The following is a 26,544-nucleotide window of genomic DNA, read 5'->3' as shown; positions in this document are numbered from 1 at the left end:
GATTTTCGGGGAGCGACTCAAACATGTCGACAATGGCTGTGTCTCAATCGAGCGCGCAGGGGATGACGAAGGACGAACGGTTCGTCATTCTCGCCTCCTCGCTCGGTACCGTCTTCGAGTGGTACGACTTCTATCTCTACGGTTCGCTGGCCGGCATCATCGGCGCGCAGTTCTTCTCGGCCTATCCGCCGGCAACCCGCGATATCTTCGCGCTGCTGGCGTTTGCCGCGGGCTTCCTGGTGCGTCCGTTCGGCGCGATTGTGTTCGGCCGTGTCGGCGACATCGTCGGCCGCAAATACACCTTCCTCGTCACCATCCTGATCATGGGTCTGTCGACCTTCATCGTCGGCCTGTTGCCCAACGCGGCGACCATCGGCATCGCGGCCCCGATCATCCTGATCGTGCTGCGCCTCGCCCAGGGTCTGGCGCTCGGCGGCGAATATGGCGGTGCGGCGACCTACGTCGCGGAGCATGCGCCGAACGGCAAGCGCGGCTTCTACACCTCCTTCATCCAGACCACGGCAACCCTCGGCCTGTTCCTGTCGCTGCTGGTGATTCTGTTCACCCGCACCGCGCTCGGTGAGGCCGATTTCGCAGCGTGGGGCTGGCGCATTCCGTTCCTGGTCTCGGTGCTGCTGCTCGGCATCTCGGTCTGGATCCGGCTTCGCCTGAACGAATCGCCGATCTTCCAGAAGATGAAGGAAGAGGGGAAGGGTTCGAAGGCGCCGCTGACGGAGGCCTTCGGCAACTGGCAGAACGGCAAGCTCGTGCTGCTCGCCCTGCTCGGTGGTGTGATGGGCCAGGGCGTGGTCTGGTACACCGGCCAGTTCTACGCGCTGTTCTTCCTGCAATCGATCCTGAAGGTCGACGGCTATACCGCCAACCTGCTGATTGCATGGTCGCTGCTGCTCGGCACCGGCTTCTTCATCGTGTTCGGCATGCTCTCCGACAAGATCGGCCGCAAGCCGATCATCCTCGGCGGCTGCCTGATCGCGGCGCTGACCTTCTTCCCGATCTTCAAGATGATCACCTCCAACGCCAACCCGGCGCTGGAAAAGGCCATCGAGACGGTCAAGGTCGAGGTGGTGGCCGATCCCGCCAAGTGCGGCGATCTGTTCAACCCGGTCGGCACCCGCGTCTTCACCGCGCCTTGCGACACCGCGCGCGCCTACCTGTCGCAATCGTCGGTCAGGTACACGACGACGCCAGGTCCGGCCGGCTCGGACGTGAAGGTCGTGGTCAACGGCAAGGACGTGCCCTACGCCAACGCCAAGGACAGCAACCCGGCGGTTCTCGCCGCGGTGCAGGCGGCCGGCTATCCCAAGGCGGGTGACACCGGCATCGTGAAGATGTCGCATCCGTTCGACGTCTTCCGTCCGCAGCCGGCGGCGATCATCGGCCTGCTGTTCGTCCTGGTCCTGTTCGTGACCATGGTGTACGGCCCGATCGCGGCGATGCTGGTCGAATTGTTCCCAACCCGCATCCGCTACACCTCGATGTCGCTGCCCTACCACATCGGCAACGGCTGGTTCGGCGGCCTCCTGCCTGCCACCGCCTTCGCCATCGTGGCCTCGACAGGCGACATCTATGCCGGTCTGTGGTACCCGATCATCTTCGCCTCGATTACCGTGGTGATCGGCTTCCTGTTCCTGCCGGAAACCAAGGACGTCGACATCAAGGCGACCTGATCGCAGCAGCAATCGACGACACCAACCGGCCGCGGTCTCCGCGGCCGGTTTTGCTTTGTGTGGTTATCGATCGCTGCCGATGAATTGCAGCACGATCTCACGGCGGTGCGGGCGGCTGCGATGCTCGATCAGGTAGATCGCCTGCCAGGTGCCGAGCGCGAGCTTGCCGCTCAGGACCGGGACCTGAAGCGAAGTCTGCGTCAGCATGGTCTTGATATGGGCCGGCATGTCGTCCGGCCCCTCGGTATCATGGGTCCACCCCGCGTTCTCCGGCGCGAGCCGTGACAGCGCCGTCGTAAGATCGACCAGCACGGAGGGATCGGCGTTCTCCTGGATCGTCAGCGAGGCCGAGGTGTGGCGGATGAACAGCGTCAACGCGCCCTCACCCGCGTGCGCCTCGGCGATGAATCTCGCGGCCTCGCTGGTCAGATCGGTGAAGCCGCGGCCAGGCGTCTGCACGGTGAGCAGTGCCGATGTGACGGTCGTGGCCTGTACGGACGATGGTGCGGAGCGGGTGACGGATCTGGCAGATGTCATGGAGGGGCCCGCATCAGATCTTCCCCGACACGTCTTTCTGCACGCGGTTGGCCATGTCGATCAGCCGCCGCCAGGCCTTTTCCAGGAACGACATCACACGGTCGACGTCCTGCTCGCTCGGCAGCGGGATCTCGATCTTGCGCTCGCCCTCGGCGACCTTGGGCTCGGGCTTCCTGAGTGGATCGGATTTCGGCAGCGCCTCGTCGATCTTGCCCGATACCGTTGGCCCCGCCGCGAGCTGTGCCTTCAGCCGCTCGACCTCGGCCTGGAGCCTGCCGATCTCGGCGTCGAGTGCGGTCCGCTCGTCGGGCACCGCGTAGCAGGCCCAACCGGCGCCGTTCCTGGTGCAGGTCGACACCGTGCCGGTGCGCGTGTCGAGCCGCAGCACGCCCTCGGGGATGGGCGTCATGCTGTAGCGGCCATTTTCGCCGTCGGGCGTAGATTGCGCGGCCGCGAGGCCGCCGCTGACTACCATCACCGCGGCCGCCGCCGCGAGCCATGATGTCGTGGATGACGTCGCAGGTCTCATCATTGTCTCCGCCCGGCACTGCTGCGGCTGCGGTTGCAATTCTACACCCCCAGCCGGCAATCCGCCGCCAAAAAGCCGCCCCCGAAATCAACGAACGCGGCGGCTTCTTTGATCCCGCGAGCGCGGCGAAAGCACGGCTGCGTCCGCCGTTCGCAAGCAGACCTGCTGCGGTGCGGCGTCACGCTGTGTGCAGCGCTGCCGTGCGCGTCAATATCATCAAGTAAATCAAATACATAATCGGAAGCGACGCAATCGTGACTTGGCTTGACTTGATTATAGGCCATCAGTATGGTCCGCGCGGCTTTTGAGGGTGACGGGCGCAATTTCCATTCAGCCGCAGCGTTTCGGGTCTTCGTTGCATGACACAGGGCACGGGACACGGCGATGATGGAGATCGCGATAGATCGCCCGAGGAAGCCGCGCTTTCCGATCGGCTCGGAAATCTTGATCAGCGGTTGTCCGAATTTCGCGACCGCCGGGCCAAGACCGAGCAACCCGCAGGTGACGATGGAGACAAAGCGGCCAGAGCCTCGGCGATGGCGCTTGGTTTCCGACTATCCTCGGAGTTGGTCGCCGGCGTCGCTGTCGGAGCGGGGATTGGCTGGGGGTTCGACCACTTGCTGTCGACGTCGCCTTTCGGATTCATCGCGTTCCTGCTGCTGGGCTTCATCGCCGGCGTGGTGAATGTGGTGAGAACGGCAGGCGCGGGTCCGAACAGGCGCGGTGGTTCGTAATTGGCCTAGCCGGGTTAACTGTCGTGCCGCTCGCCGGCACAGCCGGCCGACCAATCTTCACTGGTCGGCTTGTCCAGCAGACGAGAGATGCCGCGCGGATGAAAATCGACCCGATCCATCAGTTCAACGTCGAACCGCTCTTCACAATCGGCCGTATCGGCGATCACACGATCGCCTTCACCAATGCCTCTCTCTACATGTTCGTCGCGGTGGGGATCATTGCGCTGCTTCTGCTCACCAGCGGCAAGCAGCTGGTTCCGGGGCGTCTGCAGTCGGTGGCCGAGCTCTCCTATGAGTTCGTGGCCAGCATGATCCGCAGCACTGCCGGAGCGGATGGCATGCGGTTCTTCCCGCTGATCTTCTCGCTGTTCATGTTCATCTGCGTCTCGAACCTCGTAGGCATCGTTCCGTACACGTTCACCGTGACGAGCCATCTCATCGTCACTGCGGCGCTGGCGCTGCTGGTGTTCTTCACGGTCCTGATCTACGGCCTCTACAAGAACGGCCTGAAGTTCCTGAAAGTGTTCGTGCCCTCGGGCGTTCCCGGCTACATCCTGCCGCTGGTCATGGCGATCGAGGTGCTGTCGTTCTTCCTGCGGCCGGTCTCGCACAGCGTTCGACTGTTCGCGAACATGCTCGCGGGCCACATCGCGCTGAAGGTGTTCGCCGGCTTCGTTGCCATGCTCGGCGCGTCTCTTGGCGTGGTCGGCTGGATCGGCGGTGTCATGCCGCTGGCGCTCGCCGTCGCGCTCACCGCGCTCGAACTGCTGGTCGCGTTCCTGCAAGCCTATGTGTTTGCGATCTTGACCTGTATCTACCTCAACGACGCCATTCACCCTGGACACTGAGTGATCCGGGTGCTTTTCCACCCACACCTGTCTTTCTTCCAAGGAGTCAAAAATGGATCCGCAAGCAGCTAAGTTTCTCGGCGCGGGCATCGCGTGCATCGGCATGGGCGGCGCCGGCATCGGCGTGGCCTTCATCTTCGGCAATTATCTGTCCGCAGCCATGCGCAACCCGGCAGCTGCTCAGGGCCAGTTCGGCAACCTGATCTTCGGCTTCGCCGTGACCGAAGCGCTCGGCATCTTCTCGCTGCTGATCGCTCTGCTGCTGCTGTTCGTCCCGCTCTGAACGCGTTTCGCGCCGCTTCCAGGTGGGAGGCGGCGCGTCTGACAGCAACAGGAGAACTCCATGGCTGAAAGTCATGGCGGCGCCAAAGGTACCGGCGCTCACACGGAGGCCGACGGCGGTCACCACGGCGGTGGCTTTCCGCCTTTCGAGAGCAGCACCTTTGCTTCGCAACTGGTGTCGCTCGCGATCGCCTTCGTCGCGCTGTATCTGATCGTCTCCCGGTTCGCGCTGCCGCGTGTCGGGGGTGCGATCGAGGCGCGTCAGAACAAGATCGAGGGCGATCTCGCCGAAGCGCAGAAGCTGAAGGACCAGTCCGAGGCGGCGCTCAAGGCCTATGAAGGCGAGCTCGCGTCGGCGCGCGCACGTGCACAGGCGATCGGCAACGAATCCCGCGAGAAGGCGAATGCGCAGGCGGAAGCCGAACGCAAGGCGCTGGAAGAGCAACTGTCCGCCAAGCTCGCCGAGGCGGAGAAGACCATTGCCTCGACCCGCGCGACCGCCATGAGCAACGTCCGCGGCATCGCGGCCGATGCAGCCGGCACCATCGTTCAGCAGCTCACGGGCGTCGTTCCGGATGCAACGTCGGTCAATGCCGCCGTTGATGCGACCTTGAAGGGTTAGTCTCGATGTTCTTCACACCTGAGTTTTGGGTCGCCGTCGCCTTCGTGATCCTGATGGTGATCTTCGCCTATGTGGGGGTGTTCAAGACGGCGATGTCGGCGCTCGATCATCGCGCCGCTCGTATCAAGGCCGAGCTGGACGAGGCGGCGCGCCTCAAGCAGGAGGCCACCAAGGTGCTCGCCGACTACAAGGCGCGCACTGCCGGTGCCGAGCGCGAGGCCGCCGACATCATCGCCAACGCGAACGCCGAAGCGGAGCGCATCGCAGCGGAGGCCAAGGCGAAATTGGAAGATTTCGTCACCCGCCGCACCAAGACCGCCGAGGGCAAGATCGCACTCGCCGAGGCTCAGGCTCTCGCGGACGTCCGGGCAGCCGCCGCGGAAGCCGCCGTGCAGGCTGCCTCCACGATCCTGTCGCAGTCAGTCAAGGGCCAGATCGCCGACGACCTGCTCGCCAAGGGCATCAACGAAGTCAGGCAGAAGCTGAACTGAGGGATTTGCCTTACCCAATCAAAAAGCCGGCGCGACGAGCGCCGGCTTTTTTGTCTGTCGGGTAACAGCATCCACAAGTGCGGTATCATTACCCACCTTGTGCGCACTTGCGCACTGGGGCGGGTGATCCAGTACGCCGAGGCTTCTCAGTTCAAGCACCGCGGCCTCTGGAATACTGGATTGCCCGCCTTCGCGGGCAATGACAGCTGACATTGCCGCAAGATCTCCCCTACTTCTTCTTCTTCCCTCTCGGCTCCGGCGAGAGCGCCTGCGGGTCGAAGCCGACATAGAAGATGTAGGTATCGGCAACCGCGGGCGCCGGCACCGGATAGGCCAGATCCTCGGCGACGAAGGTGAAGGGCACGCTGCCGCCTTCCGACATCGCCACCGTGGTCCGGTAGGCCTTCGAGGCGATCACCTTCTCGCCGACGCCGCCCTGCACGACGGCGATGCGCAGCGGCACCTCGACGGAGGCAGGCGCCCCGGCGGGGCCGGCGATGACACGGCCCTGGATGCCGATCCGGGCCGTGATGCCGGCACTGCTGCGCAAGCATTCGCGCGCCATCTTGGTGATCGAGGCCTGGAAGCGGATGTCATTGCCGACCGCCGGCTTGCCGCTGGCGCCGACCGCGTAGGTCGAGGCGCCCGCGCGCACCGTGACCTGGGGGCAATCGAGGTCGTCTTCGGCCGGCTGCCCGGGCGCAGGCGCCGGCTTCGGCTCCGCCGGCTCGTCGGACTTGCCGCCGAACAGGCTCTTGAAGCGGTCGGTCAACGACTGTGCCGCCACCGGCGAGACGGAGGCGAGCCCGACCGATAATGCCAGCACGACCGCTGCGCCCCGCCGCAACCTCGTCCGCGATGACCGAAGCTCCTGCACCATCAACACCCGTACTCCATGACAATGTTCCGGCCGGGTTATATCGCCAATATCGGCGAACCCAAGGCGGCAAAAAGGGATTTGGCTGCATCCATCAGGCTGCTCAGCCGCGGAAGTCCTCGTGCAGCAGGCCGAACAGCAGGTGATCCTGCCAGACCCCGTTGATGCAGAGATAGCGGCGCGCCAGGCCCTCGCGCGAGAAGCCGCACTTCTCCAGCACCCGGATCGACGGCGCATTGGTCGGGATGCAGGCGGCCTCGACCCGGTGCAGATTGAGCTCGCCGAACAGCGTCGGCAGCAGCACCCGGAGTGCGGCCGTCATGTAGCCGCGATGGGCATAAGGCTGGCCGACCCAATAGCCGATGGTGCCGGCCTGCACGATGCCGCGCCGGACATTGGCGAGCGTGATGCCGCCGACCAGGGCGCCGTCGAGCTCGCGGAAGATCAGAAAGGGATAGGAGCGGTCCGCGGCAATGTCCTCGGCATAGCGGCGCAGGCGGCGGCGGAAGCCGGAGCGGGTGAGATCGTCGGACGGCCAGATCGGCTCCCAAGGCGTCAGATAGTCGCGGCTGGTCTCGCGCAAATGAGCCCATTGCAGGAAGTCGGACATCTGCGGCGCGCGCAGGAGCAGCCCGTTGCCGCGCGGCGCCAGGGCGGCGGGTCCACTGGATGGCAGGCGAAAGAGGGCCATGTGATGCTTCCCGGGGCGAGGCCCGCGCGCGGCTCCTAATGCAGCCGCGCCTTGGCGCGCGCCCGTGTCAATCCTTCCGCAAAAGACACCGCCGTGTCCAGACCCCTGCCGCTGCCCAATGCGACGACCGCAGGCCGGCTGCGCGACAGGAGCGCACGGGCCGCGTCCCGCGTCGATTCGATGCTGACGGCGTCGATCCGGGCAACCAGTTCCTGCACTGTCTGCGGCCGCCCGTAGGCCAGCACATGCCGGGCGAGCTGCTCGGCGCGGGAGGAGCAGCTCTCCAGCGCCATCAGCAACCCCGCCTTCATCTGTGCCTTGGCTCGGGCGATCTCGGCCTCAGTCAGCGTCTCCACCGATTCGTTCATGATGTCGACCACGACCTCCATCATCTCCGGCGCATCGGCGGGATCGGTGCCGGTATAGAGGCCGAAAAAGCCGGTATCGGTGTAGGGGGCGTGGAAGGTGTAGATGGAGTAGCAGAGGCCGCGCTTCTCGCGCACCTCCTGGAACAGGCGCGACGACATTCCGCCGCCAAGGACATTGGTGAAGACCTGCAGCGAGAACAGCGAAGGATCGGTCTGCGGCACCCCCTCGAGCGCCAGCGTCAGATGCGCCTGCTCGAGCTCGCGATGCACCACCTTGGCGCCGCCCTGGCCGAACCGAGCGGCCTGCGGCTTCGGCCCGGGCGTCCCCTCGAAGCTCGCAAAACGCTTTTCGACCTCGGCGACGACCTGACCGTGGTCGACCGCCCCGGCCGCGGCCACCACCATGTCGGGCCCGCGATAATGCGTCGACAGATAGCCACGCAGCATGTCGCGGTTGAAGGCGCGCAGCGTCTTGGCGGTGCCGAGCAGCGAACGGCCCATCGGCTGGTCGGGATAGCAGAGCTCGTTCAGATGCTCGAACACGACGTCATCGGGCGTGTCCTGCGCGGCACCGATCTCCTGCACGATGACGTTCTTCTCGCGCTCCAGCTCGTCGGGCTCGAAGGCGGGATTGGCAAGGATGTCGGCGAGCACGTCGAGCGCGAGCGGCACGTCGGCCTTCAGCACCCGCGCGTAATAGGACGTGGTCTCGGTCGAGGTGCCGGCATTGAGGTCGCCGCCGACCGCCTCGATCTCCTCGACGATCTCGCGCGAGGAGCGCCTGGTCGTGCCCTTGAACGCCATGTGTTCCAACAGATGCGAGATGCCGTGCTCGTTCGGCTTCTCGTCGCGTCCGCCGACGCCGGCCCAGACACCGAGCGCCGCCGTCTCGAGGTGGGGCATCTCGTCGGTGACGACGGTGAGGCCGGAGGCAAGCTTGGACATCTCGACGCTCATCCGGCAACTCCCTGCTTTGCGGCGCGGCTGGCGGACAGCACGAACCGCTCGAGCTCGACCTGATCGTTCTTCATCACCCTCATGTGTTCGGATTTGGTCATCAGGCCGTCGAGCCAGGCCGGCAGTTGCGGCCGCTGGCCGCAAGCCGCCTCGACGGCGTCGGGGAACTTGGCCGGATGGGCGGTGGAGAGCACGATGCTCGGCACCTTCGTATCGGTGGTGTCGCGGTCCGCGACGGCGAGCGCCACGGCGGTATGAGGATCGACCAGCTCGCCTGCTTCGCGCCAGGCGGCGCGGATCGCAGCCGCAGTCTCGGTCTCGTCAGCGCGCCCGGCATCGAACTCCTCGCGGATCGCGGCGAGTGTCGCATCGGGTAGCACGAAGCGGCCGGACTGCTTCAGCTGTTCCATCAGGCGACGCACGCCGGCGCCATCGCGCCGGCCGGCCTCGAACAGCAGCCGTTCGAAGTTCGAGGAGATCTGGATGTCCATCGACGGCGATGCCGTCGCGTGCACCTCACGCACCTCGTAGATGCCGGTCTTCAGCGTGCGCGCCAGGATGTCGTTGACGTTGGCGGCGATGCGCAGGGTGCGCACCGGCAGCCCCATGCGCTTGGCGACGTAGCCGGCGAAGATGTCGCCGAAATTGCCCGTCGGAACGACGAAATCGACCGCGCGCGCCGGAGCACCGACCGCGACGGCAGAGGTGAAATAGTAGACCACCTGCGCGACGATGCGCGCCCAGTTGATGGAATTGACGCCGGAGAGCGAGGTCGCATCGCGGAAGCGATGGTTGTTGAACATTCCCTTCACGAGCGCCTGGCAGTCGTCGAAGGTGCCCTCGATGGCGAGCGCATGGACGTTGGCCGCGCCCGTCGTGGTCATCATCCGCCGCTGCACCTCGGAGATGCGGCCGTGCGGAAACAGCACGATCAGATCGACGTTCTCGAGGCCCGCAAAGGCTTCGACCGCGGCGCCGCCGGTATCGCCTGACGTCGCGACCACGATGGTGGTGCGCTGGCCGCGCTTTTCGAGCACATGGTCCATCAGCCGCGAGATCAGCTGCATCGCCACGTCCTTGAAGGCGAGCGTCGGACCGTGGAACAGCTCCAGCACGAACTGGTGCGGGGACATCTGGCGCAGCGGCACCACTGCAGGATGGCGGAAGGTGGCATAGGCCTCGTTCGCCATGCGCCCGAGCTCGGCGTCGGAAATCTCGCCACCGGCGAAGGGACGAATCACGTCGACCGCGACCTCCCAATAGGGGCGGCCGAAGAAGCCGGCGATCGTCTCGCTCGGAAGCTGTGGCCACACCGCCGGCACATACAGGCCGCCGTCGCGGGCAAGCCCGGTCAGCATCACGTCACAAAAGCCGAGTTCGGGGACTTCGCCCCGGGTCGAGATATAGCGAGTCAAACTGCCCTCCAAAGGCGGCCGGGCCGGAGCTCGACCCTTAAGCCTTTGATTTTACGTAATTACTTGTCAACAGCCGGTGGCTTTGAACCACCATAGAGTGTTTTGCGGCATCGGGAAACCGCTTCCGGCGTACCCCCTCGCCCAATGAAAAAGGGCTGCGGCATTGCCGCAGCCCTTCTCTTGGAAGGCCTGTCGTTGTGTGCAGACCAATTGCCTCGTCGGGGTCGCCGACCCCTCAAACTGTTCCGGCAAGCTTTCGTCGCCTGTCACGAAATCGTCAAGTCCAAAACCCCGCGCGTGTCGAAAATGTTCCTATTCTTCCCGATCCGGCTCTGGTTCGCTTTTGGCAGTTGCAGCCAAGTCTCGGCCGTGATCCTGACCCTGAACTCCGCTTTTTCCCGAATCAGTCGCGGGAACGAATACAGCCTCGGCCCATTGTGTCGGCGGATGGGTGTCAGCCCGTTGTCCAATGCATTGCCCGGCCAACGGCGGCGTCGATCCGTCGGCCGAACCGCTGCATCCCGGAGCAGCCGGTTCGGTCGATGGCGAAAGTCAGTTCATTCCGATTTCCACTGCGATCCGGATCAGGTCGGAATGGTTCTTGGCGCCAAGCTTCTGCTTGAGCAGGGACGTGGTGTTGGCGACCGTCTTGTAGGAGATGCCGAGCGCCTCGGCGACCTCGACGATCTTGTCGCCGCGTCCGAGCAAGCGAAGAATTTCGAGCTCCCGCGGCGTCATCTGTGACGCGGGGTTGGCCTTGATCGCCGCGCCGGAAAACGTCACGGCTTCCGCAAGCTGCGGCGAGATGAAGTTGTCACCCGCGACCACCTTGCGCACCGCTTTGAGCAGGATCCTGGGATCGTCGCCTTTGGAGACATAGCCCTGCGCCCCGAGCTCGACGGCCCGCACGACGAACGCCGGATCGTCGTTCATGCTGAACATGATGATCTTGGCGTCGGGGTCGTCCTTGCGGATGCGCCGCATCAGCTCGAACCCGGAGACGTCGGGCAGGCTGATGTCGATCACGGTGACGTCGGGTCGCTTGCTGACATAGGCGCGATGCCCGGATTTGGCATCGCTCGCCTCGTCAATGCGGATTGAATGGTCGGATGCGAACAGGGTGCGGCAGCCGGACAGCACCACGGGATGGTCGTCGACGATCAGGACCCTCGTCGCCAGCTTGGCGGTATCTTGCATCGCGCACTCTCTTGTTTTTCGACTCATAGCCCGCCGGGAATAAATGGAAAGAGCAAATCCGGCCGATACGCGTTAGAATTGACCTAATGTGGCGACGACTTTCGTTCCGAACGCAATTGTTTCTCCCGCTCGGCGCGAGCCTTCTCGCAGCCCTGATCCTGGGCGGCATATTACTGCAGATATTTGCACCAGGTCAGGTAGCTGATGAACACGAGCCGGCTCGACGCTCGATCCAGACCATCGCCGCCGCGCTCAACAGCACCCTGCGCGCATCGGACAATCCGCAAAAGACCCTCGATGCATTTGTTCAGTCCTTGGACGCCTCCACGGATATTCAATTCCGCCGCATGGACGGAGGTCCCCCGCCTTCTCCGAAAGACTTGCGCAACCTGAAGAAGGTTCCGCAATGGTTCGTCAACCTCATCACCATACCAGAGATGGAAGCGGCGTTTCCGATCGTCATAGACGGCAGACATGTCGGCGATATCGTGTTCTTCCCGGACATATCGGCCGACTTGTTCGAGAAGTGGATCGGCTTCCTTGCGCTGACCAGCCTGGTCGCTGTCCTGATGGTGCTCACCGGCACCGTTGCCTATGTCTTCGCCGGTTCGGCCCTGCGCCCCCTGCAACATCTCGGCGACGGTCTTACGCGGATTCGGCGCGGCGACTACGCAAGGCCGATCCCGGTCGGAGGACCGCCGGAGATCCGGCAGAGCTGCGAGGAAGCCAATGCGCTGGCAGCGACACTGGCGCAACTCAGCCAGGACAATCGCGATCTGATGCACCGCCTGGTGTCGCTGCAGGATGACGAGCGGCGCGATCTCGCCCGCGAACTGCACGACGAGCTCGGGCCCCTCCTCTTCAGCATCCGCGCCGGCACGATCGCGCTGACCGATGCCTCCGAGCCAACGGGACATCTCGGCAATTCGGCACAGGACCTGCTGCAATCGGTCGAGGCCCTGCAGCAGACCAACCGCCGCATCCTCGACCGGCTGCGGCCGCTCTATATCGAGGAGCTCGGCCTTTCGAGGAGCGTGCAAACGCTGCTCCGGAATTTTCGCAAGCAGGCACCTCATATCGTGCTGACGGACGCGATCGATCGCGATCTCAGCGCAATCGGCGGACCGCTGGCGCAGACCGTCTATCGAGTGATCCAGGAGGCACTGACCAACGTGCTGCGACATGCCAACGCGGGCAACGCACATGTGCAGGCGACGGTTGCCGACAAGACGCTCGTCGTCGAGATCTCCGACGATGGCGGCGGTTTCCCTGCGGACAACGTCTTCGGCCGGGGCCTGACCGGCATGCATGAGCGCGTGCGCGCGCTCAGCGGATCGCTATCGCTGTTGCGCGTGGATGACCGAACCTACGTGCGCTGCCGCCTTCCGGCGGAGACGATGCGGGACGTTCCGTCACCAGGCTAATTCAGCAGGCGCAACCATCATGCGCATTCTGTCGCGCCGGTTCGCACAGCGTGCTGCGGATCTTGCCATCCGGGCTGAAGCGGAACGAGGCCTGAATGCGCAGCGCGCCGGCGACGGAATATTCGAGGTGGACGCCGTGGGGCGCGGGATTGATCTCTTCCAGCCCGAACCCCGCCGAGGAGAAGGCGCGGAGCCGCGGCTGCCAATAGGCCTCGATCTCGCTCCGGCCACGAAAGCGCCGCGCGCCGTCGCAGGTGCATTCGAGCTGCGCGTCGTCGGCATAGAGGTCGAGCAGGGCTGTGAGGTCGCCCTTACGGCAGGCATCCACCCAGTCGACGATAATTCCCATCTGGTCGAAATCACTCACGCCGCACCCAATCTGCCGCGGACAATATTGGCGGCTTAGAACCACCCTCGTGAATATGCGCTGAATAATAAACCCCGGGCGATACCGGGTTCCCTCGATGGACCTGCCAATGAGCTCAGCTCTGCCGCCGGCCTCTTGCCCACACGCCGAAGGCGATGAGCACGGCGCCTGCAAGCGTGAACCAGGTGATTGCATATTGCAGATGGTCGTCCTTGAGATTCACCTGGAGCGGTCCCGGACGCGGGATGCCGTTCGCCGGCGCGGGCCGTTCGAGATCGATATAGAACGGCGCAACCGTGCCCCAGCCCAGCACGCTTGCGATTGCCAGATGATCGCGCACGAACCAGAGCCGCTTGCCGCGATTCTCCGCCGGAGTCAGCCAGCTTGGCGCCTCGGGAAAGCGCAGATAGCCGGTGAGCTCAACCGGTTGGCCCGTGATAAGCTTGTTCACCGCGCGATCCTCGACGCCGCGGTCCTGCATCGTGTTCTCGACGAAACCCGCGTCGATCACGACCATCTCGCCGCCGGGAAGCCGCGCCGGCAGGAACGCCCAGGTGCCGGGGCCGGAGGCGTCCTTGCGCACCGCCGAGCCGGAGGAATAGACCATTGCATCGGGGAGGGCTGCGTAGGTCGCGGTGAAGCTGACGCGGCGGAATTCGTCGCGGGCGGGATTGAGCGCGACCCATTGCGCGGACGGCGGCAGCGCAACCGGCGCGGCCGCAAGCCGCTCGGTGAGCGCCGCAATCAACTCGTGCTTGGCGGTGCGGCGCTGCAGCTGCCAGACACCGAGCGCCACGAACACAGCCGTGAGGAACAGCGTGAACAGCGCGAAGCCGGCCACGGGGGCCTTGCGCGACGCAGGCTCATTCATTTCGCGCGATCGACCAACCGGCCCGGCGCCGCCTTGTGGTGGAATTGCAGCGCGATCAGCAACGACTTCATCGAGCGCAGCGGCAACAGCGTGGTGGCGAGGATGAGCGGCAGCCAGAGCACCGCATGCAGCCAATATGGCGGCTGGTATTTGACTTCGACGATGAGGGCGCACGCGACGACGATGCCGCCGGCCAGCATGATGATGAAGATCGCCGGGCCGTCGCCGGTATCGATGAAGGCATAGTCGAGCCCGCAACGGTCGCATGCGGGCGCGAGCGTCAGAAAGCCCGCATAAAGCTTGCCTTGGCCGCAGCGCGGGCATTTGCAGGCAAGCCCACGCAGCGCGCTTTGCAGGACGGTGGTTTCGGACGGGGGTGTGCCGGCACTGTCGTTCATGATGGCGGACTCTATCACAGTTTCCGACGAAACTTCGGGCGGCCGGAAAGCGAAAGGGCGGCCCTGCGGCCGCCCTTCCTGATCGGTTCGATCGGGCTCAGTGCGCGGCGCTGGCCATGGTCTCGGCGCCGCGTCCCCAGACGTAGATGCAGAGGAACAGGAACAGCCAGACCACGTCGACGAAGTGCCAGTACCAGGCCGCGAACTCGAAGCCGAGATGCTGCTTCGGCGTGAAGTGGCCGGCATAGGCGCGGAACAGGCACACCAGCAGGAAGATGGTGCCGACCAGCACATGGAAGCCGTGGAATCCGGTCGCCATGAAGAACGTCGCGCCATAGACGTTGCCGCCGAAGGAGAACGCCGCGTGGGCGTACTCATAGGCCTGCACGCAGGTGAAGAGCGCGCCAAGCACGACGGTGAGGATCAGGCCATACTTCAGGCCCTGGCGGTCGTTCTCGAGCAGCGCATGGTGCGCCCAGGTCACGGTGGTACCTGACGTGAGCAGGATCAGCGTGTTCAGCAGCGGCAGATGCCAGGGATCGAAGGTCTCGATGCCCTTCGGCGGCCAGGTGCCCGGGACCGCGCAGGCGCCGGGCTGCGTGCCGAGGCCGCAACCGAACACCGCATCGCGGGTGGCGTGGACGGCATCGGCCGGAAACAGCGCCGCGTTGAAATAGGCCCAGAACCAGGCGACGAAGAACATCACCTCGGAGGCGATGAACAGGATCATGCCGTAGCGGTGATGCAGCTGCACGACCCGGGTGTGATCGCCCTTGTACTGGGCCTCCTTGATCACGTCGGCCCACCAGCTCGCCATGGTGTAGAGCACGCCCACGGTGCCGACGCCGAATACGATCGGTGCCGCCGAGAACATGTGGTGCATCCAGGCGACCGCGCCGACCGCCATGATGAAGGCCGAGAGCGAGCCGACCGCCGGCCAGGGAGAGGGATCGACCAGGTGATAGTCGTGATGCTTGGTGTGCGCCGTGGCCATTCCGTCTCTCTCCTCAATCCCGTGCCTGTCCGGCACTTATCCCCTTGCGTCCAACCGCCTGCGCGTGAGCCCTGCGGTCAAAGATTTCCCTTGCGCTTGTCGGCTTCGCCCGATGCCAGCGGTTTCACTACGGGATCGCGCACCGGATAGAACGTGTAGGACAGCGTGATCGTGCTCAGCCCGTCGTTCTCGTGGTCGGCGGCGATCGACGGGTCGACGTAGAACACGACCGGCATCTCGCGCTTCTCACCGGGCGCCATGGTCTGCTCGGTGAAGCAGAAGCAGTTGATCTTCTGGAAATAGGCGCCGACCGTCAGGGGCGCGACGTTATAGGCGGCCTGGCCCGCGGTGGCGCGCGCCGCCTGGTTGGTCACGGTGTAGAAGACGGTCACGACCTGGCCGATATTGACCTCGATCTCGCTCTGCTCCGGCTCGAACTTCCAGGGCAGGCCGGGCGCGACGTTGGAATCGAAGCGCACCGAGATCTTCCGCGCGATCGGGCCCGTGGCCGGCGCAGAGGTCGCCACTTGCGTCGTGCCGTTGAAGCCGGTGGCGCGGCAGAACCAATTGTAGAACGGCACCGCCGCGTAGGAGGCGCCGACCATCAGCGCGACCACGCCGCCGCAGATGGACGCGACCACCACATCGCGCCCCAGCCCGCGGCCCTTGCCCGGGTTGCGATGGCCCGGCCTGGCGCTGACGTCCTGCGATATGGTGGGCTCGTGATCCATGTTTCCTACATCGGCCGCACGAGCACGGCCGGCCCCTTGACCATGGTGACGGCGAAGAACAGCACCACGAGCACGCCGAGCGCCAAAGCGATCGCGATGGAGCGCTGACGACGGCTCTTCCGCTGCGCCTCGGTGAGGACGATTCCTTCCGGCTCGGGTTTGTCGGCCATCGCGGTGATCATGCGCCCCCAACCATCGGAGCAAGCGCCCGGTACACGACCTCGGCCAGCAGGGTCGCAAACAGCGCGAACAGGTACAGGATCGAGAAGGCAAATAGCTTGCGGGTCGCGCGCAGCGACTGGCTGCGCTCGCGGCGCAGATAGACGTTGATGGCGAGCACCAGCATGCCGGCACCGAGAATCAGCGAGACCACGCCGTAGACGGCATCGAAATAGCCGAGCGCCCAGGGCGCGGCGGCGACCGCGATCAGCACGATGGTGTAGAGCAGGATCTGCAGACGCGTGGCGTCGGGACCGGCGACGTTCGGCAGCATCGGAATGCCGGCGCGCGCGTAGTCGTCGGAGCGGAACAGCGCCAGCGCCCAGAAATGCGGCGGGGTCCAGAAGAAGATGATGGCGAACAGCAGCAGCGGCTCGACATCGACCGTGCCCGTCACCGAGGCCCAGGCCACCACCGGCGGCAGCGCACCGGCGGCGCCGCCGATCACGATGTTCTGCGCGGTCCAGCGCTTCAGCCACATCGTGTAGATCACGACGTAGAAGAAGATGGTGAAGGCGAGCAGCGCACCCGCGATCCAGTTGACGAGGATGCCGAGCGTCATCACCGAGAAGAAGGCGAGCGTCATGCCGAACGCCATCGCCTCGGGGCGGGTGATGCGGCCGCGCGGGATCGGCCGGTTCGCCGTGCGCGACATCTTGGCGTCGATGTCGCCTTCGAGCGCCATGTTGAGCGCCCCGGAGGCACCGGCGCCGACGGCAATGCAGAGCAGCGAGGTGATCGCCAGCACCGGGTGGAAATGCCCCGGGGCCATCGCCATCCCGACCAGCGCAGTGAAGATCACCAACGACATCACCCGCGGCTTGAGCAATGCGAGATAATCGCCAACCTCCGCTTCGGAGATGTGGGGATTGATGTCGATGGCGTTGTGGTCGAGGACGGACACTTAGATCTACTCGCTTCGTTACAGCGCCGCGGCGCCCGTCACGGGCGCCGCGGGGGATTGGTTACTGCACGCGGGGCAGCACTTCGAACTGGTGGAAGGGCGGCGGCGAGGACAGCGTCCACTCCAGCGTGGTCGCGCCGGCACCCCAGGGATTGTCGCCTGCCGGCACCCTCTTCATGAAGGCGTCCAGCACGCAGTAGAGGAAGATCAGCACGCCGAAGCCGGAGATGTAGGAGCCGACCGACGAGACCAGGTTCCAGCCCGCGAACGCATCGGGATAGTCGATGTAGCGGCGCGGCATGCCGGACAGGCCGAGGAAGTGCTGCGGGAAGAACACCAGGTTGACGCCGACGAAGGTGACCCAGAAGTGCAGCTTGGCAAGGCCCTCATTGTACATGTAGCCCGACATCTTCGGGAACCAGTAGTACCAGCCGGCGAAGATCGCGAATACCGCGCCGAGCGACAGCACGTAGTGGAAGTGGGCGACGACGTAGTACGTCTCCTGGAGCACGCGATCGACACCCGCGTTCGCCAGCACGACGCCGGTCACGCCGCCGACCGTGAACAGGAAGATGAAGCCCACCGCCCAGATCATCGGTGCGCGGAATTCGATCGAGCCGCCCCACATCGTGGCGATCCAGGAGAAGATCTTCACGCCGGTCGGAACCGCGATGACCATCGTGGCGGCGACGAAATAGGCCTGCGTCGCCGAGGACATGCCGACCGTGTACATGTGGTGCGCCCACACCACGAAGCCGATGCCGCCGATCGCGACCATGGCATAGGCCATGCCGAGATAGCCGAACACGGGCTTGCGCGAGAAGGTCGAGACGATCTGGCTGATCATGCCGAAGCCGGGCAGGATCAGGATGTAGACCTCGGGGTGACCGAAGAACCAGAACAGATGCTGGAACAGCACGGGGTCGCCGCCGCCGTCGGGCGAAAAGAACGTCGTGCCGAAATTGCGGTCGGTGAGCAGCATGGTGATCGCACCGGCGAGCACCGGCAGCGACAACAGCAGCAGGAACACCGTCACCAGGATCGACCACACGAACAGCGGCATCTTGTGCAGGGTCATGCCCGGCGCGCGCATGTTGAAGATGGTGGTGATGAAGTTGATCGCGCCCAGGATCGAGGAAGCACCGGCGAGGTGCAGCGACAGGATCGCGAAGTCGACCGCCGGGCCGGGATGGCCCGAGGTCGACAGCGGCGCGTAGATGGTCCAACCCGCCCCGACGCCGTTGGAGCCCGGCTCGCCCTCGACGAAGGTCGACATCAAGAGCAGCGCGAACGATGCCGGCAGCAGCCAGAACGAGATGTTGTTCATGCGCGGGAACGCCATGTCTGGCGCGCCGATCATCAGCGGCACGAACCAGTTGCCGAAGCCGCCGATCATCGCGGGCATGACCATGAAGAAGATCATGATCAGGCCGTGCGAGGTCACGAACACGTTGTAGGTGTGGGCCTCGTGGAAGACCTGCACGCCCGGATACATCAGCTCGGCCCGGATCGCGATCGACATCGCCGCACCGATGATGCCGGCGACGACCGCGAAGATCAGGTACATCGTGCCGATGTCCTTGTGATTGGTCGAATAGACGTAGCGCCGCCATCCGGTCGGATGGGCATGCTCGTCATGATGCGCGTGATCGCCGTGTGCCGCTGCGCTCGTTGCCATTTTCAAATCCTGCCTTGCGTCCCATTCGGACCTTTGGAGGTCCCACCCTTATCGCTTTCAGTCCCTCAGGCCGCCCCCGGCGCTTACTGCGTCGGGCCGGCCGCGGAGGCGTAGGTGCTGGTGCCGCCGCTCGCAAATTTCTTCTTCGCCGTCTCGACCCAGGAGGCGAACTCCTGGTCGCTCACCACGCGGATCGCAATCGGCATGAAGGCGTGATCCTTGCCGCACAGTTCCGAGCACTGACCGTAGTACATGCCGGTCTTGGTAGCCTTGAACCAGGTCTCGTTCAGACGGCCGGGAATGGCGTCGATCTTGACGCCGAAAGCCGGCAGCGCGAACGCATGGATGACGTCCGCACCCGTGGTCTGGACGCGAATCACCTTGTTGACCGGCACCACCATCTCGTTGTCGACGCCGAGCAGACGGGGCTGCTTGTCCTGCGCCATCAGCGAATCGAATTCGAACTTGCCGTTATCCGGATAGGCATAGGACCAGTACCACTGCTTGCCGGTCGCCTTCACGGTCAGGTCCGCTTTCGGAATGTCGAGCTCCAGGAACAGCAGCCGGAACGACGGCACCGAAATGCCGACCAGGATCAGCACCGGGACGAGCGTCCAAGCCACCTCGATCAGCGTGTTGTGGGTGGTCCGCGACGGCACCGGATTGGCCTTCGCGTTGAACTTGACGACCACGATCACGAGCAGCGCCAGGACGAACAGCGTGATCAGAGTGATCAGCACGAAGAGGAAGTTATGGAACCAGACGATGTTGTCCATCACCGGGGAACCGGACTGCTGAAGCGTCCACTCCCACGGCGCCGGCTGCCCGAGCTCGGCCAAGGCCGCACCACCCGTCGCCAGCGTGACTCCAGTCGCCACCAAGGCGATGGTGGCCAATCCCAGCAATTGCCGGCCCACCCGACCCATCGACATCCTCATGTCGTTCGCGCTCCCCTTCCGAGATCACCCCACGTGCATTCCCCTGCTTGCGGGAAACGCTTATTCGATCCGCCAGTCCGACAAACCGCCACGCAAGAATACCTCTAAGAGGAATTGGGGCCAGATCGCTAGAACGCGAAATCAAGCCTCTCAAACCATAATTCTTGATCTATCGCAATGCAGTCTTGAGCCCCGCCTGCCAGCCATCACCGGCAAGATATTTCCCAGCAAGATCAGACAAAAATACCGTTTCCCGGGACGCTGCGGCTTGACAGCGGAATTGCCCGCGGTAGGCACTGGAAGACTGCCACGCGGCAGCCTGATTCGTGCGGGCAATGGCGGTGTGGGCGGCGCGGAATTTGCTTGGGAATCGCCTTCAAGACGCCGTCATTCCGTATCAGTCCGCCAGATCAGTCCGCCAAGCGCGAGCAACCCAGGCGAGCAGAGGGACCGACCCGATGGGGCTTTCGAGATCGATGGCAAGGCCGGCGAACGGCCTCCCGGCGCTCGCCGGCCTCGTGGCTGCGATGGTCCTGCTGGCGCTGCCGGGGCTCGCCCATGCGCAGGGCGCGGTGCGCTCCGTCCATGGCGACTGGCAGATCCGCTGCGACACCCCGCCCGGCGCCCAGACCGAGCAATGCGCCCTGATCCAGAGCGTGGTGGCCGAAGACCGCTCCAATGCCGGCCTGACCGTGATCGTGCTCAAGACCGCCGACCAGAAGAGCCGGCTGATGCGCGTGGTCGCTCCGCTCGGGGTCCTCTTGCCCTCCGGCCTCGGGCTCAAGCTCGACAACCAGGACGTCGGCCGCGCCGGCTTCGTCCGCTGCCTGCCCAATGGCTGCGTCGCCGAGGTCGTGCTGGAAGACAAGCTGCTCGGCCAGCTCCGCAGCGCCAAGACCGCGACCTTCATCATCTTCGAGACGCCGGAAGAAGGCATCGGCTTCCCGCTCAGCCTGAACGGACTGGGTGAGGGCTATGACAAGCTGCCGTAGCAGCGGCTAACCTTGACAATCATTTTGTTTCCGTAATGTGAGGCTTCGCGCTCTCGCGGAACCGATCCGAAACCATTATCTTGCCCCACATCCCCGGCTAATGGACGGACGCATGACCAATCCTGCCACGACCTCCCTGCTCGACCGTGCCAATCTCGACCGCGACCAGGTTCGCAGCGAGGTCGCGCGTGGGCTTTCCGGCGCCGACGACGGCGAGCTGTTCCTGGAATACAGCCAGACCGAAGCGCTGATGTTCGACAATGGGCGGCTGAAGCAGGCGACCTACGACACCTCGCAGGGTTTTGGCCTGCGCGCCGTCAAGGACGATGCGGTCGGCTACGCGCATTCCTCCGACGTCTCGCTGCCGGCGCTGATCCGCGCTGCCGATGCGGTTGCCGCCGTGCGCGGCGGCTACTCCGGCAGCTTCTCGACGCCGCCGCCGCATACCAATGTCCGCCTCTATGGCGACGACAATCCCCTGGATGCCCCAGGCTTCGAGACAAAAGTAAAACTGCTCGCCGAGATCGACGCTTACCTGCGCGACAAGGATCCACGGGTGCGGCAGGTCAGCGTCAGTCTCGGCGCGACCTGGCAGGTCGTCGAGATCCTGCGGCCCGACGGTGAGAGCTATCGCGATATCCGTCCGCTGGTGCGCGTCAACATCTCCGTCGTCGCCGGCCAGGGCGACCGCCAGGAGAGCGGCAGCAAGGGCTATGGCGGCCGCGCCGGCTATGCCGAGTTCATCGAGAGCAGGAATTGGCGCGAGGCCGCCGACGGCGCGCTGCGCGAGGCGCTGGTCAATCTGGAGTCGATTCCGGCGCCCGCCGGCGAGATGGACGTCGTGCTCGGCGCCGGCTGGCCCGGCGTGATGCTGCATGAAGCGGTCGGCCACGGCCTCGAGGGCGACTTCAATCGCAAGAAGACATCTGCTTTTGCGGGCCTGATGGGCCAGCAGGTCGCGGCCAAGGGCGTCACCGTGGTCGACGACGGCACCATCGCCTCGCGCCGCGGCTCGCTGTCGATCGACGACGAGGGCACGCCGACCAATCGCACCGTGCTGATCGAGGACGGCATCCTGGTCGGCTACATGCAGGACCGCCAGAACGCACGGCTGATGAACATGAAGCCGACCGGCAACGGCCGTCGCCAGGGTTATGCCCATGTGCCGATGCCGCGCATGACCAACACCTACATGCTCGCCGGCGACCGCGATCCGGCCGAGATCATCGCCTCGGTGAAGAACGGCGTGTTCGCCGCGAATTTCGGCGGCGGACAGGTCGACATCACCTCGGGCAAATACGTGTTCCAGTGCACCGAGGCCTACAAAATCGAGAACGGCAAGATCGGGGCGCCCCTGAAAGGCGCCATGCTGATCGGCAACGGACCGACCGACCTGCATCGCATCCGCATGATCGGCAACGACCTCGCGCTCGACACCGGCATCGGCACCTGCGGCAAGAACGGCCAGGGCGTGCCTGTCGGCGTCGGCCAGCCGTCGCTACTGATGGAACGCATCACCGTGGGTGGAACCGGCGCATGAGCGTTGAAGACAAGGTCACGGTCAGCCCCAAGCGCAAAAGCAGCGGCTGGGGCGGACAGATCGCTCAGCTCGCCGGCATCGTCGCCGCGGTCTTCATCGCCAAGGGCGCGCTCGCCGAGCCGTTCTACGTGCCATCGGGCTCGATGGAGCCGACGCTCCTGATCGGTGATGCGCTGCTCGCCTCGAAATTCCCCTATGGCTACGGCACCTCGTCGCTGCCGATTCAGATCAGCCTGCCGGAGAGCGGCCGCGTGTTCGCGGAGACGCCGAAGCTCGGCGACGTCGTCGTGTTCCGCTGGCCCGGCGATCGCTCGCAGGCCTGGGTCAAGCGCGTCGTGGGTCTGCCCGGCGACCGCATCCAGATGCGGCAGGGCCAGCTCTTCATCAACGACCGTCCGGCCGAGCTGAAGCCCGACGGCGTCGGTGCCGCCGAGAACGACCGTGGCGGCAGCGAGCCCGCCTATCGCTATGTCGAGACGCTGCCGAACGGCGTCTCGCATCTGATCTTCAAAATGCGCGACAGCGGTCCGCTCGACAACACGCCCGAGGTGACGGTCCCGGCCGGGCATCTGTTCGTGCTCGGCGACAACCGCGACAATTCCGCCGATAGCCGCGTGCCGCTGCGCTCCGGCGGCGTCGGCCTGCTGCCGATCGACAATCTGATCGGACGTGCGGACGCCGTGGTCGGCTCCTGGGACCTCGGCATGCGCAGCCAGCCGGTGTGGACCTGGCTGTCCGGATTCAGGCTGTCGCGGTTCTTCACCGCCGTGCACTGACCGGTCGCAGGTGAGCAAGGACGAATTCCTCGCGCTCGCCTTACGCAATCCGGTCAACGCCGCGATCCTCGACGAACTGCACCGGCTCGCGCTGCCGGATGCGTGGCTGGTGTCGGGATGCTTGGTGCAGACGGTATGGAACGTGCTCACGGGGCGCCCGATCGACCACGGCATCGCCGATTACGACGTGTTCTATTTCGACGCCGGCACATTGTGGGAGGCCGAGGACGCGGTGATCCGCACCCTCCATGCGCGCCTCGCGCATCTCGGCGCCAAGATCGAGGTCCGCAACCAGGCCCGCGTGCACATGTGGTACCCGGCCAAGCACGGCCTGCCGTATCCGCCGCTGAGAAGCTCGAGGGAAGGCATCGACCGCTTCCTCACGCAGAACACGCAGGTCGGCGTCAGGCGCGCAAGCGATGGCCACGAAGTCTACGCACCGCGCGGGTTTGACGACATTGCGGCACTGATCGCGCGGCCAAATCCAGGACCGAATTTTTCCGCGGCGAACTACGAAGCGAAGGCTAAGCGCTGGAAAGCGCTGTGGCCGGAGATCACGGTGATCGCGGCGGAGTGAGGTGCCTCACGTGTCCCGTCTCCGCAGTGCGGCGCTGAAGAAGCGCCGCCATAGCGCGTCGAAGACGCGCGTAAACGCGCTGATGGCGTCCGGGGCACGAGTATGGATGCTACCGCACCACGCCCGACGTGAACCCCGCCTTCCTTCGCGGCGGCTTGATTTCCTTCTTCAGGAAGCAGCGCGCCTCGCGCCCGGTGTAGCCGGGGCGGGCATAGGTGAAGGCGCGGCATTTGTTGTCGGCGGTGCAGGCGGCCTTGCAGGCCTCGACGCTTTCGCCGTCCTTGAGCTCGAAATTGCGCAAGTCGCCGCCGGGACGGTCGATCGACGTCTCGACGCCTTCGACGCGCGGCTCGATCACGCCGGCGCCGCGCACCCCGGAGATACAGCAGCTACCCGGCACGCGGGCCGGCACGGTGTTCTTCAGCCAGCACACGGCCGAGCCGCCTTCGACATCGGGATAGTTGAAGCTCCAGGAGCGGCAACGGCGATCGCGCTCGCACAGCAGCGCGCAATCCTCGGGATCGCCGGAGGTGACGGGCGTACTGAAATAGTCGCCGCCGGGCCGGTCGAACGCCGTCTGGGCAAGCGCCGGCGCGCTCGCAAACGCAAGCGAAAGCAGCGTGACACATGCCGCGGCGCTGGCCATGATGGCCCCGGACAGGCGGCCCTTCCACATCGGAACAGCTTTCGAGTTATTGACGACGCTCAGGTTTTTCAGCCGGTCATTTGATCGCCGCAAACCTGTATGGGCGATGAACGACTGAATCCTGGGTGCCCGGCTTCAGAGGTCTAGAACGCGTATTCCGCGTAGGCCGGTTCCACCGAACCCTTCCAGGGTCCGTTGAATTTATCCAGCATCTCCTCGGCTGGCGTCCGGCCGGAATCGATGATGCGATCGAGCGGTTCGAGATGCCGTGTTTCGTCGCGCCCGAGCTGGTCGATCCGGCCGCGCCGGCGAAGGCCGGCATGGGCAAGAACGAGGCATTCCTTGGCGATCTCGAACAGATAGCGGTCCTTGATCCGCGCCTTGAAGCCCATGCGCGGCACGTCGTCGCGCAGGGCCTGACGTTCATGCGCGCTCCAGTGCTTGACGATCTCCCAGGCGGCATCGAGCGAGGCATCGTCGTAGAGCAGCCCGACCCAGAACGCCGGCAGCGCCGGCAAGCGGCCCCACGGGCCGCCGTCCGAGCCGCGCATCTCGAGATAGCGCTTGAGCCGCACTTCCGGGAAGATCGTCGAGAGGTGGTTGGCCCAGTCCGACAAGGTCGGACGCTCGCCGGGAAGGTTGTTGTTGCGGCCGTCGAAGAAGGCGCGGAACGAGGAGCCCGAGACGTCAATGTACTCCTCGCCGCGCTTGACGAAATACATGGGCACGTCCAGCGCATAATCGACATAGCGCTCGAACCCCATGCCGTCCTCGAACGCCCACGGCATCATGCCCGCGCGCGCATTGTCGGTGTCGCGCCAGATCTCGGACCGGAACGAGAGGAAGCCGTTCGGCCTGCCCTCGGTGAACGGTGAATTAGCGAACAGTGCAGTTGCGACCGGCTGAAGTGCGAGCGAGACGCGCAGCTTCTTGACCATGTCGGCTTCGGAGGAGAAGTCGAGATTGGTCTGCACCGTGCAGGTCCGGTACATCATGTCGAGGCCGTATTGACCGACCTTCGGCATGTAATTGGTCATGATCTTGTAGCGGCCCTTGGGCATCACCGGGATATCGGCGCGCGACCAGGACGGCGTCATGCCGAGGCCGAGGAAGCCGATGCCGAGCGGGGTTGCGATCTCGCGCACCTGCGCCAAGTGCGCCATCAGCTCGCTCTGGGTCTGGTGCACGTTCTCGACCGGCGCGCCGGACAGCTCGAACTGTCCGCCGGGCTCGAGCGAGATGGCGCCGCCGCCGGTGACGTCGTAGAGGCCGATGATGTTGCCCTGCTCCATGATCGGCTCCCAGCCGAGCAGGAGCTTCATGCCTTCGAGCAGCGCGCCGATGCCGCGCGCGCCCTCGTAAGGCACCGGACGATGGCCGTCGAGCGTGAACGGCGTTTTCTCGTGCTCGGTGCCCATGCGGAACTCGGACGGGTCCTTGCAGCCTGCCTCGAACCACGCGACGAGCTCGTCGCGTGATTGCAGCGGCGTCATGTCGATCTGGTCTCGCGCCATATCAAACTCTAATCAAAAGCGCTTCGACCGAACGCGCGCGGGTGACAGGGACGGCCCGCGAACCCACCGGTTGCACGGGCGAGCGGGTTTGCCGCGCGATCATCGCGATGGCATGGTTTCGTTGGCGGCCGCGGGCGGCAGTTTCATCTCGCCGCACGAGCAGCCCAGGCGATCGAGCAGATTGCTGAGCTTGACGGCGTCGGCGTCCGACAGTTTCGAGCCGACATATTTTTCGATCGCGGCCGAATAGGCGCCCCACATTCGCTTCTGCAGCTCGCGGCCGGCTTCGGTGATCTCGACGAACTGGCCGCGCTTGTCGATCTTGCATTCGCGCCGCGAGGCGAGGCCCTCGTCGACCAGGCGGTCGATCAGGCGTGAGGTCGAATATTGCGGGATCAGCATCTGCCGCTCGAGCTCGACCGGCCGCAGCTCGCCCGAGGGCGCCCGCGACAGTTCGAGCAGGGCGTCATACCAGGCCAGCGGTGGGAAGCCGGCCTTCTTCAAGTCCTGCTCGACGCAATCGAGCACGCGGCTCTGCACCCGCATCAGGCGGATCCAGGCGGCGGTTGCCTCGGTCGATGGTTTGCGTTTCATGGTCCCGCTCAAGCTCGTCGCCCGTCTCTTACTCCATTCGATGCACCTGCATCAATCTTGACTATTTCAAGCAGGTGCATGTAGTCGTTCTTTCGGCCGAGCCAAGCGTCAGGGGAAGGAAATTCCTCGAAACCGGATGGTTTCC

32 protein-coding genes are annotated in these 26,544 nt (G+C 64.9%); 11 read left to right on the top strand and 21 right to left on the bottom strand.

Annotated features, from left to right (window positions below; all coding sequences use genetic code 11):
• Positions 1-62 precede the first annotated feature (62 nt).
• Positions 63-1,688, top strand: a complete 1,626-nt coding sequence (locus GA0061099_RS09160) for an MFS transporter (protein WP_193375171.1) — start codon at positions 63-65, stop codon at positions 1,686-1,688.
• A 63-nt stretch (positions 1,689-1,751) separates the two neighbouring features.
• Here GA0061099_RS09160 and GA0061099_RS09155 read toward each other — a convergent pair whose 3' ends face one another.
• Genes GA0061099_RS09155 through GA0061099_RS41050 form a run of 3 tightly spaced genes read right to left on the bottom strand, consistent with a single transcriptional unit; the run spans position 1,752 to position 3,038 of the window.
• Positions 1,752-2,225 (bottom strand): secondary thiamine-phosphate synthase enzyme YjbQ, encoded by a 474-nt coding sequence (locus tag GA0061099_RS09155; protein ID WP_036020587.1) that lies wholly within the window; start codon positions 2,223-2,225, stop codon positions 1,752-1,754.
• Positions 2,226-2,238: 13 nt separating this feature from the next.
• Positions 2,239-2,754, bottom strand: a complete 516-nt coding sequence (locus GA0061099_RS09150) for a hypothetical protein (protein ID WP_036020619.1) — start codon at positions 2,752-2,754, stop codon at positions 2,239-2,241.
• A 41-nt stretch (positions 2,755-2,795) separates the two neighbouring features.
• A complete protein-coding gene (locus tag GA0061099_RS41050) occupies positions 2,796-3,038 on the bottom strand; it encodes a hypothetical protein (RefSeq protein WP_162130829.1) in 243 nt (80 codons plus the stop codon).
• Between the two features lie 75 nt (positions 3,039-3,113).
• Here GA0061099_RS41050 and GA0061099_RS09145 point away from each other — a divergent pair, with 75 nt between their 5' ends.
• The 5 genes from GA0061099_RS09145 to GA0061099_RS09125 all read left to right on the top strand — a co-directional run bounded on the left by GA0061099_RS09145 (position 3,114) and on the right by GA0061099_RS09125 (position 5,731).
• Positions 3,114-3,488: an AtpZ/AtpI family protein gene (locus tag GA0061099_RS09145; protein ID WP_036020584.1), complete on the top strand. Its 375-nt coding sequence runs from the start codon at positions 3,114-3,116 to the stop codon at positions 3,486-3,488.
• Positions 3,489-3,586: 98 nt separating this feature from the next.
• Complete coding sequence (locus GA0061099_RS09140; protein WP_035996621.1) at positions 3,587-4,336, top strand: F0F1 ATP synthase subunit A; 750 nt, start codon at positions 3,587-3,589, stop codon at positions 4,334-4,336.
• Positions 4,337-4,388: 52 nt separating this feature from the next.
• Positions 4,389-4,619 carry a F0F1 ATP synthase subunit C gene (locus GA0061099_RS09135; protein ID WP_008541273.1) on the top strand — a complete coding sequence of 77 codons (231 nt, stop codon included), beginning with the start codon at positions 4,389-4,391 and terminating at the stop codon, positions 4,617-4,619.
• Positions 4,620-4,679: 60 nt separating this feature from the next.
• Positions 4,680-5,240 (top strand): F0F1 ATP synthase subunit B, encoded by a 561-nt coding sequence (locus GA0061099_RS09130; RefSeq protein WP_036020580.1) that lies wholly within the window; start codon positions 4,680-4,682, stop codon positions 5,238-5,240.
• A 5-nt stretch (positions 5,241-5,245) separates the two neighbouring features.
• Positions 5,246-5,731 (top strand): F0F1 ATP synthase subunit B family protein, encoded by a 486-nt coding sequence (locus GA0061099_RS09125; RefSeq protein WP_035996616.1) that lies wholly within the window; start codon positions 5,246-5,248, stop codon positions 5,729-5,731.
• An 18-nt stretch (positions 5,732-5,749) separates the two neighbouring features.
• Here GA0061099_RS09125 and GA0061099_RS39850 read toward each other — a convergent pair whose 3' ends face one another.
• The 6 genes from GA0061099_RS39850 to GA0061099_RS09095 all read right to left on the bottom strand — a co-directional run bounded on the left by GA0061099_RS39850 (position 5,750) and on the right by GA0061099_RS09095 (position 11,236).
• Complete coding sequence (locus GA0061099_RS39850; protein ID WP_141697573.1) at positions 5,750-5,944, bottom strand: hypothetical protein; 195 nt, start codon at positions 5,942-5,944, stop codon at positions 5,750-5,752.
• A 16-nt stretch (positions 5,945-5,960) separates the two neighbouring features.
• The gene (locus GA0061099_RS09120) at positions 5,961-6,611 is read right to left on the bottom strand and encodes a hypothetical protein (protein ID WP_035996613.1); all 651 of its coding nucleotides are present in this window, start codon (positions 6,609-6,611) and stop codon (positions 5,961-5,963) included.
• Between the two features lie 100 nt (positions 6,612-6,711).
• Complete coding sequence (locus GA0061099_RS09115) at positions 6,712-7,299, bottom strand: GNAT family N-acetyltransferase (RefSeq protein WP_035996611.1); 588 nt, start codon at positions 7,297-7,299, stop codon at positions 6,712-6,714.
• A 35-nt stretch (positions 7,300-7,334) separates the two neighbouring features.
• Positions 7,335-8,624, bottom strand: coding sequence for a M16 family metallopeptidase (locus GA0061099_RS09110; RefSeq protein WP_036020577.1), 1,290 nt, complete (start codon positions 8,622-8,624; stop codon positions 7,335-7,337).
• Positions 8,621-10,039 carry a threonine synthase gene (gene thrC / locus GA0061099_RS09105; protein ID WP_036020575.1) on the bottom strand — a complete coding sequence of 473 codons (1,419 nt, stop codon included), beginning with the start codon at positions 10,037-10,039 and terminating at the stop codon, positions 8,621-8,623. The genes GA0061099_RS09110 and thrC overlap by 4 nt, the downstream gene beginning before the upstream one ends.
• Before the next feature lie 552 nt (positions 10,040-10,591).
• On the bottom strand, positions 10,592-11,236 hold the full coding sequence (locus GA0061099_RS09095) for a response regulator transcription factor (protein WP_028178165.1): 645 nt from the start codon (positions 11,234-11,236) through the stop codon (positions 10,592-10,594).
• An 86-nt stretch (positions 11,237-11,322) separates the two neighbouring features.
• Here GA0061099_RS09095 and GA0061099_RS09090 point away from each other — a divergent pair, with 86 nt between their 5' ends.
• On the top strand, positions 11,323-12,660 hold the full coding sequence (locus GA0061099_RS09090) for a histidine kinase (protein ID WP_036020569.1): 1,338 nt from the start codon (positions 11,323-11,325) through the stop codon (positions 12,658-12,660).
• Position 12,661: 1 nt separating this feature from the next.
• Here the strand turns inward: GA0061099_RS09090 and GA0061099_RS09085 are convergent, their stop codons facing one another.
• The 9 genes from GA0061099_RS09085 to coxB form a co-directional block, all read right to left on the bottom strand.
• Entirely contained in the window at positions 12,662-13,027 is a 366-nt protein-coding gene (locus GA0061099_RS09085) for a nuclear transport factor 2 family protein (RefSeq protein WP_036020568.1), read from the bottom strand.
• A gap of 115 nt (positions 13,028-13,142) precedes the next feature.
• Positions 13,143-13,898, bottom strand: a complete 756-nt coding sequence (locus GA0061099_RS09080) for an SURF1 family protein (protein ID WP_035996596.1) — start codon at positions 13,896-13,898, stop codon at positions 13,143-13,145.
• Positions 13,895-14,296, bottom strand: a complete 402-nt coding sequence (locus GA0061099_RS09075) for a DUF983 domain-containing protein (RefSeq protein WP_035996593.1) — start codon at positions 14,294-14,296, stop codon at positions 13,895-13,897. Before GA0061099_RS09075 ends, GA0061099_RS09080 begins: the two co-directional genes overlap by 4 nt.
• Positions 14,297-14,393: 97 nt before the next feature.
• Positions 14,394-15,290, bottom strand: a complete 897-nt coding sequence (locus tag GA0061099_RS09070; protein WP_035996590.1) for a cytochrome c oxidase subunit 3 — start codon at positions 15,288-15,290, stop codon at positions 14,394-14,396.
• Between the two features lie 77 nt (positions 15,291-15,367).
• Positions 15,368-16,021, bottom strand: a complete 654-nt coding sequence (locus GA0061099_RS09065) for a cytochrome c oxidase assembly protein (RefSeq protein WP_036020565.1) — start codon at positions 16,019-16,021, stop codon at positions 15,368-15,370.
• Positions 16,022-16,026: 5 nt separating this feature from the next.
• A complete protein-coding gene (locus GA0061099_RS09060) occupies positions 16,027-16,203 on the bottom strand; it encodes a hypothetical protein (protein WP_035996586.1) in 177 nt (58 codons plus the stop codon).
• On the bottom strand, positions 16,200-17,144 hold the full coding sequence (locus GA0061099_RS09055; RefSeq protein WP_035996584.1) for a heme o synthase: 945 nt from the start codon (positions 17,142-17,144) through the stop codon (positions 16,200-16,202). Before GA0061099_RS09055 ends, GA0061099_RS09060 begins: the two co-directional genes overlap by 4 nt.
• A gap of 61 nt (positions 17,145-17,205) precedes the next feature.
• Positions 17,206-18,822 (bottom strand): cytochrome c oxidase subunit I, encoded by a 1,617-nt coding sequence (ctaD, locus tag GA0061099_RS09050; RefSeq protein WP_036020563.1) that lies wholly within the window; start codon positions 18,820-18,822, stop codon positions 17,206-17,208.
• A gap of 83 nt (positions 18,823-18,905) precedes the next feature.
• Positions 18,906-19,760, bottom strand: coding sequence for a cytochrome c oxidase subunit II (gene coxB / locus GA0061099_RS09045; RefSeq protein ID WP_035996579.1), 855 nt, complete (start codon positions 19,758-19,760; stop codon positions 18,906-18,908).
• Between the two features lie 458 nt (positions 19,761-20,218).
• Here coxB and GA0061099_RS09040 point away from each other — a divergent pair, with 458 nt between their 5' ends.
• From GA0061099_RS09040 to GA0061099_RS09025, 4 genes are all read left to right on the top strand, one after another.
• A complete protein-coding gene (locus GA0061099_RS09040) occupies positions 20,219-20,752 on the top strand; it encodes an invasion associated locus B family protein (RefSeq protein WP_035996576.1) in 534 nt (177 codons plus the stop codon).
• 112 nt (positions 20,753-20,864) lie between these two features.
• Complete coding sequence (gene tldD / locus GA0061099_RS09035; RefSeq protein ID WP_036020617.1) at positions 20,865-22,292, top strand: metalloprotease TldD; 1,428 nt, start codon at positions 20,865-20,867, stop codon at positions 22,290-22,292.
• Positions 22,289-23,068 carry a signal peptidase I gene (gene lepB / locus GA0061099_RS09030; protein WP_036020560.1) on the top strand — a complete coding sequence of 260 codons (780 nt, stop codon included), beginning with the start codon at positions 22,289-22,291 and terminating at the stop codon, positions 23,066-23,068. Before tldD ends, lepB begins: the two co-directional genes overlap by 4 nt.
• Before the next feature lie 10 nt (positions 23,069-23,078).
• Positions 23,079-23,645, top strand: a complete 567-nt coding sequence (locus tag GA0061099_RS09025) for a nucleotidyltransferase family protein (protein ID WP_036020558.1) — start codon at positions 23,079-23,081, stop codon at positions 23,643-23,645.
• Between the two features lie 109 nt (positions 23,646-23,754).
• On the opposite strand, the gene GA0061099_RS09020 is transcribed toward GA0061099_RS09025, so the two are convergent.
• The 3 genes from GA0061099_RS09020 to GA0061099_RS09010 all read right to left on the bottom strand — a co-directional run bounded on the left by GA0061099_RS09020 (position 23,755) and on the right by GA0061099_RS09010 (position 26,399).
• Positions 23,755-24,321, bottom strand: coding sequence for a PAN domain-containing protein (locus GA0061099_RS09020; protein ID WP_035996547.1), 567 nt, complete (start codon positions 24,319-24,321; stop codon positions 23,755-23,757).
• Between the two features lie 113 nt (positions 24,322-24,434).
• Positions 24,435-25,805, bottom strand: coding sequence for a glutamate--cysteine ligase (locus GA0061099_RS09015; RefSeq protein ID WP_036020556.1), 1,371 nt, complete (start codon positions 25,803-25,805; stop codon positions 24,435-24,437).
• A gap of 99 nt (positions 25,806-25,904) precedes the next feature.
• Positions 25,905-26,399 (bottom strand): MarR family winged helix-turn-helix transcriptional regulator, encoded by a 495-nt coding sequence (locus GA0061099_RS09010; protein ID WP_035996519.1) that lies wholly within the window; start codon positions 26,397-26,399, stop codon positions 25,905-25,907.
• Positions 26,400-26,544: the final 145 nt, after the last annotated feature.

Origin of the sequence: Bradyrhizobium yuanmingense (genome assembly GCF_900094575.1) — a bacterium.
Taxonomy (GTDB): domain Bacteria; phylum Pseudomonadota; class Alphaproteobacteria; order Rhizobiales; family Xanthobacteraceae; genus Bradyrhizobium; species Bradyrhizobium yuanmingense.
Note: the sequence above shows the minus strand (reverse complement) of the source record. Positions and strands in the feature narration are given on the sequence as shown.

What these genes read in the sequence shown, in the direction of transcription:
- GA0061099_RS09160 (WP_193375171.1), top strand. Translation starts at nt 63, where the DNA reads ATGACGAAGGACGAACGGTTCGTCATTCTCGCCTCCTCGCTCGGTACC.
- GA0061099_RS09155 (WP_036020587.1), bottom strand. Translation starts at nt 2,225, where the DNA reads ATGACATCTGCCAGATCCGTCACCCGCTCCGCACCATCGTCCGTACAG.
- GA0061099_RS09150 (WP_036020619.1), bottom strand. Translation starts at nt 2,754, where the DNA reads ATGAGACCTGCGACGTCATCCACGACATCATGGCTCGCGGCGGCGGCC.
- GA0061099_RS41050 (WP_162130829.1), bottom strand. Translation starts at nt 3,038, where the DNA reads ATGGCCTATAATCAAGTCAAGCCAAGTCACGATTGCGTCGCTTCCGAT.
- GA0061099_RS09145 (WP_036020584.1), top strand. Translation starts at nt 3,114, where the DNA reads ATGACACAGGGCACGGGACACGGCGATGATGGAGATCGCGATAGATCG.
- GA0061099_RS09140 (WP_035996621.1), top strand. Translation starts at nt 3,587, where the DNA reads ATGAAAATCGACCCGATCCATCAGTTCAACGTCGAACCGCTCTTCACA.
- GA0061099_RS09135 (WP_008541273.1), top strand. Translation starts at nt 4,389, where the DNA reads ATGGATCCGCAAGCAGCTAAGTTTCTCGGCGCGGGCATCGCGTGCATC.
- GA0061099_RS09130 (WP_036020580.1), top strand. Translation starts at nt 4,680, where the DNA reads ATGGCTGAAAGTCATGGCGGCGCCAAAGGTACCGGCGCTCACACGGAG.
- GA0061099_RS09125 (WP_035996616.1), top strand. Translation starts at nt 5,246, where the DNA reads ATGTTCTTCACACCTGAGTTTTGGGTCGCCGTCGCCTTCGTGATCCTG.
- GA0061099_RS39850 (WP_141697573.1), bottom strand. Translation starts at nt 5,944, where the DNA reads ATGTCAGCTGTCATTGCCCGCGAAGGCGGGCAATCCAGTATTCCAGAG.
- GA0061099_RS09120 (WP_035996613.1), bottom strand. Translation starts at nt 6,611, where the DNA reads ATGGTGCAGGAGCTTCGGTCATCGCGGACGAGGTTGCGGCGGGGCGCA.
- GA0061099_RS09115 (WP_035996611.1), bottom strand. Translation starts at nt 7,299, where the DNA reads ATGGCCCTCTTTCGCCTGCCATCCAGTGGACCCGCCGCCCTGGCGCCG.
- GA0061099_RS09110 (WP_036020577.1), bottom strand. Translation starts at nt 8,624, where the DNA reads ATGAGCGTCGAGATGTCCAAGCTTGCCTCCGGCCTCACCGTCGTCACC.
- GA0061099_RS09095 (WP_028178165.1), bottom strand. Translation starts at nt 11,236, where the DNA reads ATGCAAGATACCGCCAAGCTGGCGACGAGGGTCCTGATCGTCGACGAC.
- GA0061099_RS09090 (WP_036020569.1), top strand. Translation starts at nt 11,323, where the DNA reads ATGTGGCGACGACTTTCGTTCCGAACGCAATTGTTTCTCCCGCTCGGC.
- GA0061099_RS09080 (WP_035996596.1), bottom strand. Translation starts at nt 13,898, where the DNA reads ATGAATGAGCCTGCGTCGCGCAAGGCCCCCGTGGCCGGCTTCGCGCTG.
- GA0061099_RS09075 (WP_035996593.1), bottom strand. Translation starts at nt 14,296, where the DNA reads ATGAACGACAGTGCCGGCACACCCCCGTCCGAAACCACCGTCCTGCAA.
- GA0061099_RS09070 (WP_035996590.1), bottom strand. Translation starts at nt 15,290, where the DNA reads ATGGCCACGGCGCACACCAAGCATCACGACTATCACCTGGTCGATCCC.
- GA0061099_RS09065 (WP_036020565.1), bottom strand. Translation starts at nt 16,021, where the DNA reads ATGGATCACGAGCCCACCATATCGCAGGACGTCAGCGCCAGGCCGGGC.
- GA0061099_RS09060 (WP_035996586.1), bottom strand. Translation starts at nt 16,203, where the DNA reads ATGATCACCGCGATGGCCGACAAACCCGAGCCGGAAGGAATCGTCCTC.
- ctaD (WP_036020563.1), bottom strand. Translation starts at nt 18,822, where the DNA reads ATGGCAACGAGCGCAGCGGCACACGGCGATCACGCGCATCATGACGAG.
- coxB (WP_035996579.1), bottom strand. Translation starts at nt 19,760, where the DNA reads ATGAGGATGTCGATGGGTCGGGTGGGCCGGCAATTGCTGGGATTGGCC.
- GA0061099_RS09040 (WP_035996576.1), top strand. Translation starts at nt 20,219, where the DNA reads ATGGGGCTTTCGAGATCGATGGCAAGGCCGGCGAACGGCCTCCCGGCG.
- tldD (WP_036020617.1), top strand. Translation starts at nt 20,865, where the DNA reads ATGACCAATCCTGCCACGACCTCCCTGCTCGACCGTGCCAATCTCGAC.
- lepB (WP_036020560.1), top strand. Translation starts at nt 22,289, where the DNA reads ATGAGCGTTGAAGACAAGGTCACGGTCAGCCCCAAGCGCAAAAGCAGC.
- GA0061099_RS09020 (WP_035996547.1), bottom strand. Translation starts at nt 24,321, where the DNA reads ATGTGGAAGGGCCGCCTGTCCGGGGCCATCATGGCCAGCGCCGCGGCA.
- GA0061099_RS09015 (WP_036020556.1), bottom strand. Translation starts at nt 25,805, where the DNA reads ATGGCGCGAGACCAGATCGACATGACGCCGCTGCAATCACGCGACGAG.
- GA0061099_RS09010 (WP_035996519.1), bottom strand. Translation starts at nt 26,399, where the DNA reads ATGAAACGCAAACCATCGACCGAGGCAACCGCCGCCTGGATCCGCCTG.